This is a genomic window from Actinomadura citrea, from assembly GCF_013409045.1.
GTDB classification, from domain to species: domain Bacteria; phylum Actinomycetota; class Actinomycetes; order Streptosporangiales; family Streptosporangiaceae; genus Spirillospora; species Spirillospora citrea.
Genome location: NZ_JACCBT010000001.1, coordinates 3,253,887 through 3,269,951 on the forward strand (window position 1 = coordinate 3,253,887; position 16,065 = coordinate 3,269,951).

The window sequence follows — 16,065 nt, forward strand, 5'->3', positions numbered from 1 at the left end:
AGAGGGGGACTTCCAACATGGCTGACCCGAAGGGTTTCCTCACCGTCCGGCGGGAGCTCCCGAAGCGCCGCCCGGTCGACGTGCGGATCAGGAGCTGGTCGGAGGTCTACGAGGACTTCGGCAAGGACAGGCTGGAGAAGCAGGCGAGCCGCTGCATGGACTGCGGCATCCCGTTCTGCCACCAGGGCTGCCCGCTCGGCAACCTCATCCCCGAGTGGAACGACCTCGTGTACCGCAAGGACTGGCAGGAGGCCGTGGAGCGGCTGCACGCCACCAACAACTTCCCGGAGTTCACCGGGAGGCTGTGCCCGGCCCCGTGCGAGAGCGCCTGCGTCCTCGGCATCAACCAGGACCCGGTGGCGATCAAGCGGGTCGAGGTCGAGATCATCGACCGGGCGTTCGCGGAGGGCTGGGTGCGCCCGCAGCCGCCGGCCGTCCAGACCGGCAGGAGGGTCGCGGTGGTCGGCTCGGGGCCCGCGGGCCTCGCCGCCGCGCAGCAGCTCACCCGCGCCGGCCACGACGTCACGGTGTACGAGCGCGCCGACCGGATCGGCGGCCTGCTGCGCTACGGCATCCCCGAGTTCAAGATGGAGAAGCGGCACCTCGACCGGCGCCTCGCCCAGATGCGCGCCGAGGGCACCGCCTTCCGGACCTCGGTGAACGTGGGCGTCGACGTCACCGCGGACGAACTGCGCGCGTCCAACGACGCCGTCGTCCTGGCGGGCGGCGCCACCGCGTGGCGCGACCTGCCCGTCCCGGGACGCGAGCTCAAGGGCGTCTACCAGGCGATGGAGTACCTGCCGCCCTCGAACAAGGTGCAGGAGGGCGACTACGACACGTCGCCCATCTCGGCGGAGGGCAAGCACGTCGTCGTCATCGGCGGCGGCGACACCGGCGCCGACTGCATCGGCACCGCGATCCGGCAGGGCGCCGCGTCGGTCACCCAGCTGGAGATCATGCCGCGGCCGCCGGAGGCGCGCCCCGACGGCCAGCCGTGGCCGACGTACCCGATGCTGTTCAAGGTGGAGAGCGCCCACGAGGAGCTCGCCGACATGGGCGGCGACCGCGTGTACGCCGTGTCCACCACCGAGTTCCTGGGCGACGCGGACGGCAACGTCCGCGCGCTGAGGCTGGTGGAGGTCGGCGGCCCGCAGGCCGGGTTCGCGCCCGTCGAGGGCACCGAGCGGGAGATCCCCGCCGAGCTGGTCACGCTCGCCATGGGCTTCCTCGGCCCGCAGCGCGAGGGGCTGCTGGAACAGCTCGGCGTCGAGCTGGACCAGCGCGGCAACGTGGTCCGCGACCGCGACTACCGGACGTCCGTGGACGGCGTGTTCGCCGCGGGCGACATGGGCCGCGGCCAGTCCCTGATCGTCTGGGCCATCGCCGAGGGCCGCGCCGCCGCGCACGGCGTCGACGCCCACCTCGGCGGCCGGACCGACCTGCCGTACCCGATCCCGCCGACGGCGCGCCCGATGGCCTGACCCGTACAGCGAGCGGCGAGGCCCTGGAGGATCTCCTCCAGGGCCTCGCCTTCGCGCGCGTTCCTGTCGGTGCGGTGTGCCAGCATCGGAGCATGGGAAACGTTCGGGTGGGTGCGCCGCCCACCCTGGACACCGGCGTCCTGCGCCGGATGAGGCTCGCCCGCGACGCCATGGACCGCGAGTGGGCCGAACCGCTGGACGTCTCCGCCGTCGCCGCCCGCGCCGGGTACTCGCGCTACCACTTCGTCCGGCTGTTCCGCGAGGTCTACGGCGAGACGCCCGGCGCCTACCTCACCCGCCGCCGCATCGAGCGCGCGCAGGACCTGCTGCGCACCGCCGACCTGACCGTCACCGAGATCTGCATGCAGGTCGGCTTCACCAGCCTCGGCACATTCTGCACCCGCTTCAAGCAGCGGACCGGGACGACGCCCACCGAGTTCCGCAGGCGCGCCCGCGCCGGGAACGCCTCCGCCATCCCCGGATGCTTCGTGCTGTTCTGGGCGGGCGGCTTCCGCGAGCAGCAATAACCGAGAAGGCCGGGCGGCCCGCCACGCCCTAGCGTGAACGCATCATCCCTGTTCACCAAGGAGACACCGGCATGATCACCAATCTCGGGCTGGCCACCGTCTGGGTGCTCGACCAGGACTCGGCCAAGCGGTTCTTCACCGAGAAGCTCGGCCTGGAGGTCCGCGACGACATGACCCTCGGCGAGGGCGGGATGCGCTGGGTCACCGTCGGGGCGAAGAACCAGCCCGAGCTGAGCCTCGCCCTCATGATCCCCGGCCCGCCCACCATGGACCCCGACTCCGCCGCCCAGATGAGGGCGCTCATCGCCAAGGGCGTCCTCGGCGCGGGCGCCTTCAACACCGACGACTGCCAGGCCGAGTACGAGCGGCTGTCGGCCCGGGGCGTCGAGTTCGTCCACCCGCCCGAGAAGCGCCCGTACGGGATCGAGGCGATCTTCCGGGACGACTCCGGCTGCTGGTACAGCCTCACTCAGCCCTTCGACGAGCTCGACGAGACCCTGCCCTGGAACGACTGAGCGGACCGGCGGAGCGGATCAGCGGGCGAGGCGGGCGCCCAGCTCACGGAGCACGTCCACCAGCAGCTCCACGTCGGAGGTCGTCGTCCGCCAGTTGAGCGGCGCTGGACGGAACACTGTCATGCCCCGGTAGGTGCTGGTGCCCGCGTAGACGCGGCCGTCCGCGAGCAGCGCCTCGCCCAGGCGCGCGTTCAGCTCGTTCAGGTCCTCCTCCGGGACGCCGTCCGGGCGGTACCGGAAGCACGCGATGCAGAGCCGCACCGGAGCGAGCAGCTCCAGGTCGGGCGCCGCCTCGACGAGCCCGCCCAGATGGGCGGCCACGTCGAGGTGCCGCTCCACCATCTCCCGGTACCCGTCCCGCCCGTACGCCCGCAGCGTCGCCCAGATCGGCAGCGCCCGCGCCCGGCGGGACGACTCCGGGCCGAGCATGTTGTAGTTGACCCGCTCCTCGTCGGCGTCCGGCAGGTACGCCGCGCCCCACGCCCCGAAGGCGCTGCTCAGCGACGCCGGATCGCGCACGAAGGAGAACCCGCTCTCGTACGGCACGTTCAGCCACTTGTGGCCGTCCGCCGTCACCGAGTCCGCCCGCTCGACGCCCTGCGCGAGATGGGCCGTCCGGGGGCTGAGGGCCGCGAACAGCCCGAACGCGCCGTCCACGTGCAGCCAGGCCCCGTGCCGCTCCGCGAGATCCGCCATCTCGGCGATCGGGTCGCTGTCGCCCGTGTTCACCTCGCCGAGGTTCGCCACGATCACCGCGGGCCCGCCCGCCCCGGCGAGCGCGGCGTCCATCGCCTTCAGATCGACCCGTCCCGCGTCGTCGCGGGCGAACGTCCGCAGGGTGTCCCGGCCGCAGCCGAGGATCTGCAGCGCCTTGCGGGTGCTGACGTGCACGAGGCCGCTGGTGAACACCGGCATCGCCGGCAGCCCCGCCAGGCCCCGCGACGCGACGTCCACGCCGTGCCCGGCCGCCCACCAGTGCCGCGCGGCCGCCAGGCCCGCCACGTGCGCGAGCGTGGCGCTCGGCGTCAGCACGCCGCCGAACGCCGCGGGCAGCCCGAACAGCTCCTTGAGCCAGCGCAGGACCACCGTCTCCGCCCGCGCCGCCAGCGGCGACGTCAGCCACAGCCCGGCCGCCTGGTCGAGCAGCGACGTCGCCCAGTCGCCCGCCATGGCCGCGGGCGTCGACCCGCCCACCACGAAGTGGAAGAACCGCGGCCCGGACGAGTGCGTCGCCGCCCGGGTGCCGATCCGCACCAGCCGCTCGACCGCGGCCACCGCGCCGTCCCCCGTGTCCGGAAGCGGCCCGTCCAGCTCGTCCAGCAGCGGGTCCTGCGACCGGTCGTGGACGGGACGGTCCGGCAGGCTCGCCAGGTACGGCTCCGCCGCCCGCGCCACCACGGCGAGCGGGGCACCGGCGATGTCACGTTCGTCAAGCGGATCGCTCATGACGCAAGGAGATCACAGACACGGTGCAACCGGGAATGTCGGGAAGCATGAGAAAGAGGGCAACTTGTGGTCTTCGTGCTGGTCGGCTACGGTCCCGCCTGGGCTCGCCCCGCGGCGGTCGGCGCGTCAGCGGCTCCCGCCGCGCACGCGGCCACCACCGGGGGGCAGCACGCACCCGCACCCCGCGACGCGGGACCCCAGGGGCCCGGCCACCCACCGCTGGGGTGGCCGGGCCCACCGCGCCCCCTCCCGCGACCCGCGTCCGTTTCCGACAAGACGCCCGGCCACCGCCCGCCCTAGCGTCAGAGGCATGAAGGTCCTGCACCGAACCGGCCTCGCGCGCGCCGCGGAGTTCATGCGCCTCAACGGCCGCCTCATCGACCGGCACCGCTTCGCCCTCCACTTCCGCGGCGGCCCCGCCGCGGCCGTCCTCGCCGCCCTCAGGCCCTACGAGAACCCCGACGGCGGATACGGCCACGCCCTCGAACCGGACCTGCGCGGCGAGGACAGCCAACCCGTCCCCGCCCAGCACGCCCTGCAGCTCCTGCACGAGGCGGGCGCCGACGCCGACCCCGCCGTCACGCGCATCGCGGGCTACCTGGCCTCCATCACCGTCGACGGCGGGGGAGTGCCCTTCGTCCTGCCGACCGTCCGCGACGCCCCGCACGCCCCCTGGTGGCAGACACCCGACGACCCGCCCGGCGCCATCAACCCCACCGCCACCCTCGCCGGCATGCTCCACAGGGCCGGCGCGCACCACCCCTGGCTCGGACCCGCCACCGACTTCTGCTGGCGCTACCTGGAGGCCCCCGGAGCCGAACCCGGCGGCTACGACGTCCTCGCCGTCCTGACCTTCCTCGACCACGTCCCCGACCGCGACCGCGCCGAGGCGGCCTTCACCCGCGTCCGCGACGTCCTCGCCGCCCACGCCGCCAGCGACCACCAGGGACCGCTCGACTTCGCGCCCGCGCCCGGCGGGTACGGGCGCCGGCTCTTCGACGCCGGCGACATCGACGCCCGCCTCGACGCCCTCATCGACGAGCAGGGCGGCGACGGCGGCTGGGACGTCGCCTTCCCCATCTGGACACCCGTCACCGGCCCCGAATGGCGCGGCCACGTCACCGTCGAACGCCTCACGACCCTGCGCGCCTACGGACGCCTCAAGCCCTGACCGGTCCGGAGACGGTCACAGCAGGTTCCGCACGGGCTCGCCGGCCAGGTCCCGCACCTCGTGCGCGAAATGGGCCTGGTCGGCGTAACCCGCCGCGAACGCGACCTCCGCCAGCGGCCCGCCCGCCCGCGCCAGGCCCAGCGCCCGCTGGAACCGCAGCACCCGCTGCAGCGTCTTCGGCCCGTACCCGAACACCGCCAGCGACCGCCGCCGCAACTGCCGCTCACCGATCCCGAGCCCGTCCGCCACATCACGGACCGAACCCTCCGCCAGACCCCCGACCACCGACCCGACGAGCGGATCCGCCGGGCCCATCCGCACCCGCACGGCCGCCACCAGCGCCGCGCGGCGGTCGTCCGCCGCCGCCACGACCTCCGCCAGCCGGTCGGCCTCCGCGCCCCACAGCTCCCGCAACGGCACCCGCCCGTCCCGCAGAGCGTCCGCCGGGACGCCCAGCACCGGCGGCGCCGTCCCCGGCGCGAACCGCACCGCCGCGATCTCCTCGCCGGGCCGCATGACCGCCGGCATCGGACCCGTGTCCGGCCCCGCCACCAGAAGCCCGCCGGCCGCCCAGATGAGGTCCACGCAGGCGTCCGGGAGCACGCGCTGGACGAACGGCTCGGCGTCCGGCGCCAGCGCCGCCGTCCACGAGCAGGCCAGCCCCGGCGTCCGGTACTCGCGGTAGCCCGTGGGGTTCACCCTTCCTGCATACCACCCGTGTTCGCGGGCAGGGGCCAGAGAACACCGACCAACGGAGGCAACCGATGTCGAACAACGATCTTCAGGGCAGGACCATCGCCTTCCTGTGCGCACCCGAGGGCACCGAGCAGGTCGAGCTGACCGAGCCGTGGAAGGCCGTGGAGCAGGCCGGCGCCACCCCGCGCCTGGTCTCCACGCAGTCCGGCAGGCTCCAGGCGTTCGACCACCTGGACAAGGCCGACACCTTCCCCGTCGACACCACCGTCGACGTCTCCGACCACACCGAGTTCGACGCCCTCGTCCTGCCCGGCGGCGTCGCCAACCCCGACTTCCTGCGCACCGACCCCGACGCCGTCGCGTTCGCCCGGTCGTTCTTCGACGCGGGCAAGCCCGTCGCCGTCATCTGCCACGGCCCGTGGACCCTCATCGAGGCCGGCGTCGTCCGGGGGCGCACCGTGACGTCCTGGCCGAGCCTGCGGACCGACCTGCGCAACGCGGGGGCCACCTGGGTGGACGAGGAGGTCCAGATCTGCGAGAACGGCCCCAACGTGCTGGTCAGCAGCCGCAAGCCCGACGACCTCAAGGCGTTCTGCCAGGCCGCCGTGGAGGTGTTCAAGCGGTGACGCGGCCACATGTGGTCTAGACCTCTGACCTAGACCACTCGGTGAACCCCGGGCGACCATATCCTGCACGAATATCCGTACCGGCAAGTAACTAAGTACGGTTGTGACGTGACCCGTCGAGCGAAGATCGTCAGCACCATCGGTCCGGCCTGCTCCAGCAGCGAGCAGATCCACGCCCTCGTCGAAGCCGGCGTCGACGTCGCCCGGCTCAACATGAGCCACGGCGAGCATGCCGTCCACGAGGAGGTCTACCACCGGATCCGCGCCGCCGCCGACGCCACCGGACGCGGCGTCGGCATCCTGGCGGACCTGCAGGGCCCCAAGATCCGCATCGGGCGCTTCCCCGACGGCCCCGTACGGCTCACCCTCGGCGACGACTTCACCATCACCACCGACGACGTCCCCGGCACCCGCCGCGAGGTGTCCACCACCTACCAGGGGCTGCCGGGCGACGTCAGCCCCGGCGACACCGTCCTCATCGACGACGGCCGCGTCGCCCTCAAGGTCACCTCGGTCGAGGGCCCCCGCGTCCACACCACCGTCACCGTCGGCGGCATGGTGTCCGACAACAAGGGCCTCAACCTGCCCGGCGTCCCGGTCAGCGTCCCCGCCCTCACCGAGAAGGACGAGCAGGACCTGCGCTGGGCCCTGCGCCTCGGCGTCGACCTCGTCGCGCTGTCCTTTGTCCGCACCCCCGCCGACGCCGACATCTGCTACCAGATCATGGAAGAGGAGGGCGTCCGCGTCCCCCTCATCGGCAAGATCGAGAAGCCGCAGGCCGTCGAGCGGCTCCCCGAGATCGTCGCCGCCTTCGACGGCATCATGGTGGCCCGCGGCGACCTCGGCGTCGAGATGCCCCTCGAACAGGTGCCGATCGTCCAGAAGCGCGCCATCGAGCTCTGCCGCGAGAAGGCCCGCCCGGTCATCGTCGCCACCCAGATGCTCGAATCCATGATCTCCGCGCCCCGCCCCACCCGCGCCGAGACCTCCGACGTCGCCAACGCCGTCTTCGAGGGCGCCGACGCCGTCATGCTCTCCGGCGAGACCAGCGTCGGCCAGTACCCCATCGAGTCCGTCCTCACGATGAGCCGCATCGTGCAGACCGCCGAGCAGGCCGCCCTCCAGGCCACCCACACCCTGGAGCGGATGCCCGAGACCATCGGCGGCGCCATCGCCCGCGCCGCCGCCGAGGTCGGCGCGATCGTCGGCGCCGAGGCCCTCGCCGCCTTCACCATGTCCGGCGAGACCGCCCGGCGCCTGTCCCGCTACCGCTCGCCGATCCCGCTGCTCGCCTTCACCTCCGTGCCCGCCGTCCGCGGCAGGCTCGCCCACGTCTGGGGCGTCGAGACCTTCATCGTCCCCCAGGTCGACCACACCGACACCATGGTCCGCCAGGTCGAGCAGGCCCTCCTCGAACTCGGCCGGTTCCAGAAGGGCGACAAGGTCGTCGTCGTCGCCGGCTCGCCCCCCGGCACCGCCGGCTCGACGAACGCCCTACGCGTGCACAGCCTCGGCGACGCCATCGCCGTTCCCCACTGACCATCACCCCTGCCGGGCACCGCGCGACCCGCACCCCGCGCGGTGCCCGGCCTCCTCCCCGCCGCACCCTTCACGACCGGACCCGCGGACCCTGCGCGCAGCGCACTCATCACCGCCCGGTCTCATTTCCGCGACGCTCCGGGAACCCCGCCCCTCAGTACTTCGGTCCGACGAACTCGTCCAGCCGCGCCACCGCCTCCCTCTTCGCGACCGAGATGTTCTTCTCGTTCATCTGCCTCCACGCGATCCCGAGCCGATCCAGCGCATCGGTGAACAACCCCTGGATGTCCAGCGACACGTTCGCGAAGTTGTAGCGGGGGTACTCGTACCAGCGGTCCCCGCCTCCGAGGCGCTTGCGCACGCGGTTCGTGACCCGGCACCCATCCGAGTGGATCAGCCCGCGGACGAACTCCTCGGTGCGCTCGTCGACGATCTCCCGCTGCCAGCCCGCCAACTCGATCTTTCGGGTGTGCTTCATCCCCGGCCCGTGTTGGGGGAACAGGCAGGGCCAGTGAGTGGAGTACGACCCCACCATCGTGCAGCCGGGCTTCTGGCGGCGCCCGACCCGGGACGTCAGGACCGCGCCCACCGCCTCGGCGGCGGCATCGATCAGGCCAGGCCAGGTGTCGGAACAGGCGATCTCCAGGCGGTGGACGCCGTTGCGCTGCCGGGCGGGGTGGCCATCGCCGAGGTAAAGCCCGAAGAGGTAAGAGTAGGCTGCGGGATCGATCGCCTGATCGTGGCAACGCGGACATAACGGGGGAGTGTGATTCGCGGCCTTTTCGGGATGCTTCTTCCAGTTGCCCAATGTGGATGTGGGGATGCCGGTCTGGCGGTTGACTTCAGCGATCGTGAACCCCGCCGCCAGCAGGCGTAGCGCCAGTGGGCGCTGTCGTGGATCGTACATGCCGGCAGTCTCGCGCCCGCCACTGACAGTCCTGGCGAGATCACTCTTCGCGACATGCCTCGACGGCACTGTCGCTGTTCCCGAAGCTGTGTGGGGAAACGGAGCGGAATCTTCTCTGGTGCGCGGTGATGTCATTCATGCGCACAATGTTGCGCCGCCTGCGAGAGAGGCCCTGCCTCGCTATGGGATCCGCGGCGTGGAGGGCAGAAGGGGAAGGTAAGCGTCTGGCGAGAAGTGCCGGGAGCGGGATTCGAACCCGCACGCCCTTTCGGACAAATCCTTTTGAGGGATTCGTGTCTTCCGTTCCACCATCCCGGCTTTTATCCGGACATGTCCCTTTTTTGCCCGGTTTGCCGCCCCGTGTGGGGCGACGGGGACCAGGGTAGCGGGTTTCGGTAGGGTCGTGGGCGTGGAGAGCGCTCGGCGAGTTGTGATCGCGGAAGACGAGGCCCTGATCAGGCTGGACCTGAAGGAGATGCTTCAGGAGGACGGCTACGAGGTGGTCGGGGAGGCCGGGGACGGTGAGACGGCCGTCCGGCTGGCCGGGGAGCTGAAGCCCGACCTCGTGATCCTCGACGTGAAGATGCCGGTCCTGGACGGCATCTCGGCGGCCGAGCGGATCTCCGCGGAGCGGATCGCGCCGGTGGTGATCCTCACCGCGTTCTCGCAGCGCGAACTCGTCCAGCGGGCGACCGACGCGGGCGCGATGGCCTATCTCGTCAAGCCGTTCTCCAAGACCGACCTCGCGCCGGCGATCGAGATGGCGGTGAGCCGGTACACCGAGATGCGCGCGCTGGAGGCCGAGGTCGCGGGGCTGCAGGAGCGGCTGGAGACGCGCAAGGTGGTCGACCGGGCCAAGGGGCTGCTGCAGCAGGCCCACGGGTGGTCCGAGGCCGAGGCCTTCCGGTGGATCCAGAAGACCTCGATGGACCGGCGGCTCACGATGCGGGCCGTCGCCGAGGCGGTCGTGGCGGGCGCCTCCGGAGGCGGGGACGAGCCCGCCGCGGGCTGACTCCTCAGCGTGGTCGAACCCCTGGTTGTCAAGGTCCAAAGCGCAGGTACCGGACCGGGCCGTCGACGTCACGTTTCGTAATCGTCCCAGGCAACGCCCGGTATCGGATGGGCACAGGGGCGTAACGAACGAGTAACCCTTCGATCCGGGGGTCCTGTTCTGGGGTGGGTCGACGGTGTACGACATACCTGGTCCCCGAGTGACCGGTTTCCTCCCTCCGAGGGCGTCGGCGTCGGGGCTTCACTCGTACCCGATCCCCTCCCGGATCCGGATGGAAAGGTTGGGCACCTTGCGGCGCAACATGATGAGGATCACCGGCGCGGTTGCGGTGAGCGCGGCGCTCGCGCTCAGCGCCGTGGCGTGCGGTGACGGCGATAGCGACTCCGGCAGTGGCAACGAGGTCACGATCGGGTTCATGGGTGACCTGACCGGTGAGAACTCGGGCCTGGTGATCCCGCCCAAGCAGGGCGCGCAGCTGGCCATCGAGCAGTACAACGCCACGAACCCGAAGGTCAAGATCAAGTTCAAGACCTACGACAGCCAGGGCAAGCCGGAGCAGGCGACGACGCTGGCGCAGGGCGCGATCAAGAACGACAAGATCGCCGGTCTCATCGGCCCGGCGTTCTCCGGTGAGTCGCAGAGCGTCGCCCCGATCCTCGAAGAGGCCAAGGTCCCGAGCGTGTCGCCGTCGGCGACCAACATCACGCTCGGCGAGAAGGGCTGGAAGTTCTGGCACCGGGTGGTGGCCGACGACGCCGTGCAGAGCGACGGCGCCGCGAACTTCCTGGTGAACTCGGTGAAGGCGAAGAAGCTCTTCACGGTTTCGGACAACCAGGACTACGGCAAGGGCCTCGCCGACGCCATCGGCAAGGCCGCCGGCTCCAAGGGCGTGCAGACCCAGACCGACGCGGTCGACGACAAGGCGACGGACTACTCCTCCACCGTCAACAAGATCAACCAGTTCAAGCCGGACGCGGTCTACTTCGGTGGCTACTACGCCGTGGCGGGGCGGCTGTTCAAGCAGCTGCGCGAGGCCGGCTACAAGGGCAAGATGATGTCCGGCGACGGCTCGCTGGCGACCGGTCTGATCGAGGGCGCGGGCCAGGAGAACGCGCAGGGCGCGCTGCTGAGCTGCGGCTGCCTGATCGACGCCGAGGGCAAGACGAACCCGAAGGCCAAGAAGTTCGCGGACGACTACAAGGCCAAGTTCAACTCCGAGGTCGCCATCTACTCGACCGAGGGCTTCGACGCCGCGACGGCGTTCATCGAGGCGGTCAAGGCCGGCAAGACCGAGCCGGAGGACATCAACACCTTCCTGAAGACCGAGGACATCCAGGGCGTCGGGAAGCAGATCAAGTTCGCCGACAACGGTGAGCTGGCGGCCAAGGACATCTTCATCTACGAGGTGAAGGACAACAAGCTGCCGCTGCTCGGCAACAGCAACGAAGCGAAGGTCTCGTAGGCGTACCACGCCCCGGACCGACCGCCCCCGTCCCGGGGGACCCTGATGGCGCGGGAGCGGGAGCGCTACAGCGCTCCCGCTCCTTTTGACGAAGGCGACCGAAGGTGCTCGACGACTTCATCAATCAATTCTGGCCGTCGACCGTCGACGGGCTGGCGCTGGGCGCGATCTACGCGCTGCTGGCGCTGGGCTACACGATGGTCTACGGCGTGCTCCGGCTGATCAACTTTGCGCACGCCGACATCTTCATGGTCGGCACGTTCGCGGCGCTGTGGACGGTGCGGTCCCTGAACGTGTCCGCGGTGGGCGGCGTCGCGCTGATCGGCGTGGTGGCGCTCATGGCCGTCGTCGGCGGCGCGGTCGCGGGCGGCGGCGCGATGCTGTTGGAGGTGGCGGCCTATCGGCCGCTGCGCAAACGGGGGGCGTCGAGACTGGCGGCGCTGATCTCGGCGATCGGCGCGTCGATCTTCATCCAGCAGCTGATGGGCACGGTGATCATCCACCGGGTGTTCGGGACGTCGAAGGAGGGCGGCAAGCTCGACGTCAACGAGCACTTCAAGAAGCTGTCGGACGTCGTGGACGTCGGGCCGATCCTCATCCGCAACGACCAGTTGATCGTTTTCCTGGGCGCGGTGCTCATGATGGTCGCGCTGGACCAGTTCGTGAACCGCACGAAGCTCGGCCGCGGCATCCGCTCGACGGCGCAGGATCCGGAGACGGCCGTGCTGATGGGCGTGAACATCGACCGGGTCGTGCAGGTGACGTTCCTGGTCGGCGGGGTGATGGCGGGCGTGGCCGCGGCGCTGTACTTCCTGCGCTTCGAGAGCACGAACTACTTCGTCGGCTTCCTGCTCGGCATCAAGGCGTTCACGGCGGCGGTGCTCGGCGGCATCGGCAACATCCGGGGCGCCCTGGTGGGCGGGTTCACCCTCGGGTTGCTGGAGATGTACGGTTCGAGCTTCTTCGGTTCCCAGTGGCGCGACGTGGTCGCGTTCTCCGTGCTGATCTTGGTCCTGATGTTCCGTCCCACCGGCATTCTCGGTGAGTCCCTCCAGCAGGCGCGCGCATGAACCTCACGAAGAACGCAAACGGCAACGGCGGCGCGGGCGGCCTCCGCTCGGCGCGCGACCGGTTCTCCCTGGACCCGCTGCGCGACTGGTGGGCGTCGGCCCCCGGTGCGGTGCGGTGGGCGGTGTACCTGCTGCTGGTGGTCGGCGCGCTGGTGCTGCCGAGCGAGGCGATCGGCTCGTTCATGGCGCCGAGCGGCAGCGACTGGCCGTCCATGCTGAGCAGCCAGATCGCGATCTACGTGCTGCTGGCGATCGGGTTGAACGTGGTGGTCGGCATGGCCGGCCTCCTGGACCTCGGATATGTGGCGTTCTACGCGGTCGGCGGCTACACGATGGCCATCTTCGCGACGCGCTACGGGTGGAACTTCTGGGAGTCGCTGGGCCTGGCGATCGGGTTCTCGGCGCTCGCGGGGGTGATCCTCGGCGCGCCGACACTGCGGCTGCGCGGCGACTACCTGGCGATCGTGACGCTCGGTTTCGGTGAGATCGTCAAGCGGACGGCGAACAACGCCTCGTACGTGAACGGCCCGCGCGGCGTGCAGGGGATCCCGCACCCGCCGTCGCTGTCGGAGTTCGAGATCCTGGGCGTGCAGCCGCTGAAGTACGGGCTGCTGGACGCGCGGCCGTACTACTACCTGCTGGTGCTGTTCATCATCGTCGCGATCATCTTCGTGAAGCGGCTGGAGCGGTCGCGGGTGGGCCGTGCGTGGGCGTCGATCCGGGAGGACGAGGACGCGGCGGAGCTGATGGGCGTGCCGACGTTCAAGTTCAAGCTGGCGGCGTTCGCGATCGGCGCGGCGATCGGCGGCAGCGGCGGCGTGGTGTTCGCCGGGCAGATCACCTCGATCAACCCGCAGAACTTCGAGTTCCTGGTCTCGGCGCTGATCCTGGCCGGGGTGGTGCTGGGCGGTTCGGGCAACCTTCCGGGCGTGATGCTGGGCGCGGCGGTGCTGGCGTGGCTGCCCGAGCGGTTCCGGTTCCTGCACGACTACCGGATGCTGATCTTCGGTGCCGCGCTCGTCATGATGATGATCTTCCGTCCGGAGGGCCTGTGGCCGTCGCGGCAGCGGAAGGCGGAGCTGGCCGAGGGCACCGGCGGCATGGGCAGCATGGGCGCCGAGGTGGCCGGTCCGGGCCAGCCCGGCGCGGCCGCCGTGGAGGAGGGCAAGTGAGCGAGGCGAAGGGCGCGTCGCCCGTCCTTGAGTTGCGGGACGTCGTCATGCGGTTCGGCGGCGTGGTCGCGCTCAACAAGGTCGACATCACGATCCGCGAGGGTGAGATCTTCGCGCTGATCGGCCCGAACGGGGCGGGGAAGACGACGGTGTTCAACGTGACCACCGGCGTCTACCGGCCGACCGAGGGGCAGGTGGTGTTCCGCGGGAAGCGCATCGACGGCAAGAAGCGCTACGCCGTGACGAAGCTGGGTGTGGCGCGCACGTTCCAGAACGTGCGGCTGTTCCACAACATGACGGCGATGGAGAACGTCATGGTGGGCGCGGACGCGCACCACCGGACGGGGTTCGTCGGGGCGGCGCTCGGGCTGCCGTGGCATCACCGCGAGGAGCGCCGTGGGCGCGAGCGGGCGCGGGAGCTGCTGGAGCTGGTGGGGATCCCGCACCGCGGCGAGGAGGCGGCGAAGAACCTGCCGTACGGGGACCAGCGGCGGCTGGAGATCGCCCGGGCGCTGGCGACCGAGCCGAAGCTGCTGCTGCTGGACGAGCCCGCGGCGGGCATGAACCCGGCCGAGAAGGTGGCGTTGCAGCAGCTGATCCGCGACATCCGGGACACCGGCGTGACGGTGCTGCTGATCGAGCACGACATGAGCCTGGTCATGGGCATCAGCGACCGGGTCGCGGTGCTGGACTTCGGTCAGAAGATCGCGGACGGCCTGCCGGCCGAGGTGCAGAACGACCCGCGGGTCATCGAGGCGTATCTGGGGGCTCCGGCCGATGCTTCTTGAGATCAGTGACATCCACGTCCACTACGGGAAGATCGCGGCGCTGAAGGGCATCACCGCGGAGGTCGACCAGGGGGAGATCGTCACGCTGATCGGCGCGAACGGCGCCGGGAAGACGACGACCCTGAAGACCGTCTCGGGGCTGCGCGGGCTGTCGTCGGGCGCGATCCGGTTCGACGGCCAGGACATCAGCAAGATGCCCGGGCACAAGCGGGTGCTGGTCGGCATCGGGCAGGCGCCGGAGGGCCGGGGGATCTTCCCCGGCATGACGGTGGAGGAGAACCTGCTGATGGGCGCCTACGCCCGCAAGGACGACCCCGCCAAGGAGCTTGCCGAGGCGTTCGACCTGTTCCCGCGGCTGGCCGAGCGCCGCAAGCAGATGGGCGGCACGATGTCCGGCGGCGAGCAGCAGATGCTCGCGATCGGTCGCGCGCTCATGGCCAAGCCGAAGGTGCTGCTGCTGGACGAGCCGTCGATGGGTCTGGCGCCCATGCTCGTCCAGCAGATCTTCTCGATCATCCAGGAGATCAACCGGCGCGGCACGACGGTGCTGCTGGTGGAGCAGAACGCGCAGCAGGCGCTGCAGATCGCGCACCGGGCGTACGTGCTGGAGACCGGCCGGGTGGTCAAGTCGGCGCCGGCGGCGGAGCTGCTGGACGACCCGGAGGTCCGGGCCGCCTATCTGGGCGGCGAGCTGGGCGACGGCGCCGCTCCGGCGGCCCGGGGGCCCGGTCCGGAGGCCGGGGAGGCCGGTCCGGAGGACGAGGGGTCCGCGGACGGCTCCGGCGAGGAGACCGCGAAGTAGCGGCGCGTCGAGCGTGTCAGGCCCGCTCGGCCCGGTTCGTCCGGGCCGGGCGGGCCTTGCGCGTTCCGGGGTCAGGGGAGCTTGATCTCGGCCGGGGCGGGGTCGGTCGTGGCGCCGACCGGCGGTGAGCCGTACAGCCGGACGGCCCTGGTCCTGGCGCCGCGGGGGACGTCGAACCACAGGTCGAACTCGACGCGCATGGACGCCCCGACGGAGAGCCGCTCCGGCTGCCGTTTGATCATGGTGGCGTTGACGTCGGGGGAGTGGGTCGCGCCGTCGGTGGTGACGAGCCGCTGCCGCCAGGTGTCGAAGACCTGGATGTCGCGCCCGGTGTTGACGGCGAGGACGCGCACGCGGGTGAAGGCGCCCTTGGCGTTCATGGAGGCGTGGGTGCCCATGACGTCGGTCATGGCCTCGCGGAAGCCGACGACGGTGAATCGCATGTCGGCGCTCTTGCCGGTCCTGCCCTCGGGGACGGCCTCGCCCTCCCGCGCCTTCTCGGCCGGGATCTTGTAGTCGGGGAGCGAGGCGGTGTGGCCGGAGCCGGAGCATCCCGCGAGCGGGAGGGCCGCGGCGAGGGCGAGCGCGGCGCCCGCGAGAGCGGTGCTCGCACGGTGCCGTGGGCGCGGGCCGCGGGTGCGCGGGTCAGCGTGGCGCATGCCTCGGAAGGTACGTCCGGCGCCCGGGGCGGGTGAACGGGCGGGATCGTTTCGCAACGCAACCGCAACCGGTGATGAACCTACGCCGGTGTCGGACGGGGGGCATGACCGTCCCGGACATGCGTTGACCCGGGGTCACCTTTGGGGCCGTACGAACCTTCCCCGGGCGCGTACGTTGTCTACTCGGTGACC

General features: G+C 71.1%; 17 protein-coding genes and 1 tRNA gene. 12 read left to right on the forward strand and 6 right to left on the reverse strand.

Going from position 1 to position 16,065, the window contains the following annotated elements:
- The first annotated feature begins 17 nt into the window (after positions 1-17).
- The 3 genes from BJ999_RS15340 to BJ999_RS15350 all read left to right on the forward strand — a co-directional run bounded on the left by BJ999_RS15340 (position 18) and on the right by BJ999_RS15350 (position 2,523).
- Positions 18-1,481, forward strand: a complete 1,464-nt coding sequence (locus BJ999_RS15340; protein WP_179833936.1) for a glutamate synthase subunit beta — start codon at positions 18-20, stop codon at positions 1,479-1,481.
- A gap of 92 nt (positions 1,482-1,573) precedes the next feature.
- The gene (locus BJ999_RS15345; protein WP_218935072.1) at positions 1,574-2,008 is read left to right on the forward strand and encodes a helix-turn-helix transcriptional regulator; all 435 of its coding nucleotides are present in this window, start codon (positions 1,574-1,576) and stop codon (positions 2,006-2,008) included.
- Positions 2,009-2,079: 71 nt separating this feature from the next.
- Positions 2,080-2,523, forward strand: a complete 444-nt coding sequence (locus BJ999_RS15350) for a VOC family protein (RefSeq protein ID WP_179833937.1) — start codon at positions 2,080-2,082, stop codon at positions 2,521-2,523.
- A gap of 18 nt (positions 2,524-2,541) precedes the next feature.
- On the opposite strand, the gene BJ999_RS15355 is transcribed toward BJ999_RS15350, so the two are convergent.
- Positions 2,542-3,969 (reverse strand): pyridoxal phosphate-dependent decarboxylase family protein, encoded by a 1,428-nt coding sequence (locus BJ999_RS15355; RefSeq protein ID WP_179833938.1) that lies wholly within the window; start codon positions 3,967-3,969, stop codon positions 2,542-2,544.
- A gap of 310 nt (positions 3,970-4,279) precedes the next feature.
- Here BJ999_RS15355 and BJ999_RS15360 point away from each other — a divergent pair, with 310 nt between their 5' ends.
- Complete coding sequence (locus BJ999_RS15360) at positions 4,280-5,140, forward strand: hypothetical protein (RefSeq protein WP_179833939.1); 861 nt, start codon at positions 4,280-4,282, stop codon at positions 5,138-5,140.
- Between the two features lie 15 nt (positions 5,141-5,155).
- On the opposite strand, the gene BJ999_RS15365 is transcribed toward BJ999_RS15360, so the two are convergent.
- Complete coding sequence (locus BJ999_RS15365) at positions 5,156-5,839, reverse strand: helix-turn-helix transcriptional regulator (RefSeq protein ID WP_229809916.1); 684 nt, start codon at positions 5,837-5,839, stop codon at positions 5,156-5,158.
- A 65-nt stretch (positions 5,840-5,904) separates the two neighbouring features.
- Between BJ999_RS15365 and BJ999_RS15370 the strand changes: the two genes are divergently transcribed.
- Both BJ999_RS15370 and pyk read left to right on the forward strand, forming a co-directional pair.
- Positions 5,905-6,462 (forward strand): type 1 glutamine amidotransferase domain-containing protein, encoded by a 558-nt coding sequence (locus tag BJ999_RS15370; protein WP_179833940.1) that lies wholly within the window; start codon positions 5,905-5,907, stop codon positions 6,460-6,462.
- A gap of 108 nt (positions 6,463-6,570) precedes the next feature.
- Positions 6,571-8,001 carry a pyruvate kinase gene (gene pyk, locus BJ999_RS15375; protein WP_179833941.1) on the forward strand — a complete coding sequence of 477 codons (1,431 nt, stop codon included), beginning with the start codon at positions 6,571-6,573 and terminating at the stop codon, positions 7,999-8,001.
- 154 nt (positions 8,002-8,155) lie between these two features.
- On the opposite strand, the gene BJ999_RS15380 is transcribed toward pyk, so the two are convergent.
- Both BJ999_RS15380 and BJ999_RS15385 read right to left on the reverse strand, forming a co-directional pair.
- Positions 8,156-8,908: a helix-turn-helix domain-containing protein gene (locus BJ999_RS15380; protein WP_179833942.1), complete on the reverse strand. Its 753-nt coding sequence runs from the start codon at positions 8,906-8,908 to the stop codon at positions 8,156-8,158.
- A gap of 235 nt (positions 8,909-9,143) precedes the next feature.
- A tRNA-Leu gene (locus BJ999_RS15385) sits at positions 9,144-9,226 on the reverse strand.
- Positions 9,227-9,317: 91 nt separating this feature from the next.
- On the opposite strand from BJ999_RS15385, the gene BJ999_RS15390 reads away from it, so the two are divergent.
- Positions 9,318-9,920, forward strand: coding sequence for an ANTAR domain-containing response regulator (locus BJ999_RS15390; protein WP_268247745.1), 603 nt, complete (start codon positions 9,318-9,320; stop codon positions 9,918-9,920).
- Positions 9,921-10,160: 240 nt separating this feature from the next.
- On the opposite strand, the gene BJ999_RS42040 is transcribed toward BJ999_RS15390, so the two are convergent.
- The gene (locus BJ999_RS42040; protein WP_229809917.1) at positions 10,161-10,337 is read right to left on the reverse strand and encodes a hypothetical protein; all 177 of its coding nucleotides are present in this window, start codon (positions 10,335-10,337) and stop codon (positions 10,161-10,163) included.
- Here BJ999_RS42040 and BJ999_RS15395 point away from each other — a divergent pair.
- From BJ999_RS15395 to BJ999_RS15415, 5 genes are all read left to right on the forward strand, one after another.
- Positions 10,336-11,382 carry a branched-chain amino acid ABC transporter substrate-binding protein gene (locus tag BJ999_RS15395; RefSeq protein ID WP_229809918.1) on the forward strand — a complete coding sequence of 349 codons (1,047 nt, stop codon included), beginning with the start codon at positions 10,336-10,338 and terminating at the stop codon, positions 11,380-11,382. The genes BJ999_RS42040 and BJ999_RS15395 overlap by 2 nt on opposite strands.
- A gap of 104 nt (positions 11,383-11,486) precedes the next feature.
- Complete coding sequence (locus tag BJ999_RS15400; RefSeq protein ID WP_179833943.1) at positions 11,487-12,452, forward strand: branched-chain amino acid ABC transporter permease; 966 nt, start codon at positions 11,487-11,489, stop codon at positions 12,450-12,452.
- Positions 12,449-13,624: a branched-chain amino acid ABC transporter permease gene (locus tag BJ999_RS15405; protein WP_179833944.1), complete on the forward strand. Its 1,176-nt coding sequence runs from the start codon at positions 12,449-12,451 to the stop codon at positions 13,622-13,624. Before BJ999_RS15400 ends, BJ999_RS15405 begins: the two co-directional genes overlap by 4 nt.
- Before the next feature lie 47 nt (positions 13,625-13,671).
- Positions 13,672-14,412, forward strand: a complete 741-nt coding sequence (locus tag BJ999_RS15410) for an ABC transporter ATP-binding protein (protein ID WP_179838563.1) — start codon at positions 13,672-13,674, stop codon at positions 14,410-14,412.
- Positions 14,402-15,214, forward strand: coding sequence for an ABC transporter ATP-binding protein (locus BJ999_RS15415; RefSeq protein ID WP_179833945.1), 813 nt, complete (start codon positions 14,402-14,404; stop codon positions 15,212-15,214). Before BJ999_RS15410 ends, BJ999_RS15415 begins: the two co-directional genes overlap by 11 nt.
- A 71-nt stretch (positions 15,215-15,285) precedes the next feature.
- Here the strand turns inward: BJ999_RS15415 and BJ999_RS15420 are convergent, their stop codons facing one another.
- Complete coding sequence (locus BJ999_RS15420; RefSeq protein WP_179833946.1) at positions 15,286-15,873, reverse strand: DUF4352 domain-containing protein; 588 nt, start codon at positions 15,871-15,873, stop codon at positions 15,286-15,288.
- Positions 15,874-16,065 lie beyond the last annotated feature (192 nt).

Bases quoted from the DNA above. Each gene is read 5' to 3' on its own strand.
- BJ999_RS15345 (WP_218935072.1), top strand. From the start codon at position 1,574: ATGGGAAACGTTCGGGTGGGTGCGCCGCCCACCCTGGACACCGGCGTC.
- BJ999_RS15405 (WP_179833944.1), top strand. From the start codon at position 12,449: ATGAACCTCACGAAGAACGCAAACGGCAACGGCGGCGCGGGCGGCCTC.
- BJ999_RS15410 (WP_179838563.1), top strand. From the start codon at position 13,672: ATGCGGTTCGGCGGCGTGGTCGCGCTCAACAAGGTCGACATCACGATC.
- BJ999_RS15350 (WP_179833937.1), top strand. From the start codon at position 2,080: ATGATCACCAATCTCGGGCTGGCCACCGTCTGGGTGCTCGACCAGGAC.
- BJ999_RS42040 (WP_229809917.1), bottom strand. From the start codon at position 10,337: ATGAACCCGATCGTGACCTCGTTGCCACTGCCGGAGTCGCTATCGCCG.
- BJ999_RS15380 (WP_179833942.1), bottom strand. From the start codon at position 8,908: ATGTACGATCCACGACAGCGCCCACTGGCGCTACGCCTGCTGGCGGCG.
- BJ999_RS15360 (WP_179833939.1), top strand. From the start codon at position 4,280: ATGAAGGTCCTGCACCGAACCGGCCTCGCGCGCGCCGCGGAGTTCATG.
- BJ999_RS15340 (WP_179833936.1), top strand. From the start codon at position 18: ATGGCTGACCCGAAGGGTTTCCTCACCGTCCGGCGGGAGCTCCCGAAG.
- BJ999_RS15415 (WP_179833945.1), top strand. From the start codon at position 14,402: ATGCTTCTTGAGATCAGTGACATCCACGTCCACTACGGGAAGATCGCG.
- BJ999_RS15370 (WP_179833940.1), top strand. From the start codon at position 5,905: ATGTCGAACAACGATCTTCAGGGCAGGACCATCGCCTTCCTGTGCGCA.
- BJ999_RS15395 (WP_229809918.1), top strand. From the start codon at position 10,336: ATGGGTGACCTGACCGGTGAGAACTCGGGCCTGGTGATCCCGCCCAAG.
- BJ999_RS15420 (WP_179833946.1), bottom strand. From the start codon at position 15,873: ATGCGCCACGCTGACCCGCGCACCCGCGGCCCGCGCCCACGGCACCGT.
- BJ999_RS15355 (WP_179833938.1), bottom strand. From the start codon at position 3,969: ATGAGCGATCCGCTTGACGAACGTGACATCGCCGGTGCCCCGCTCGCC.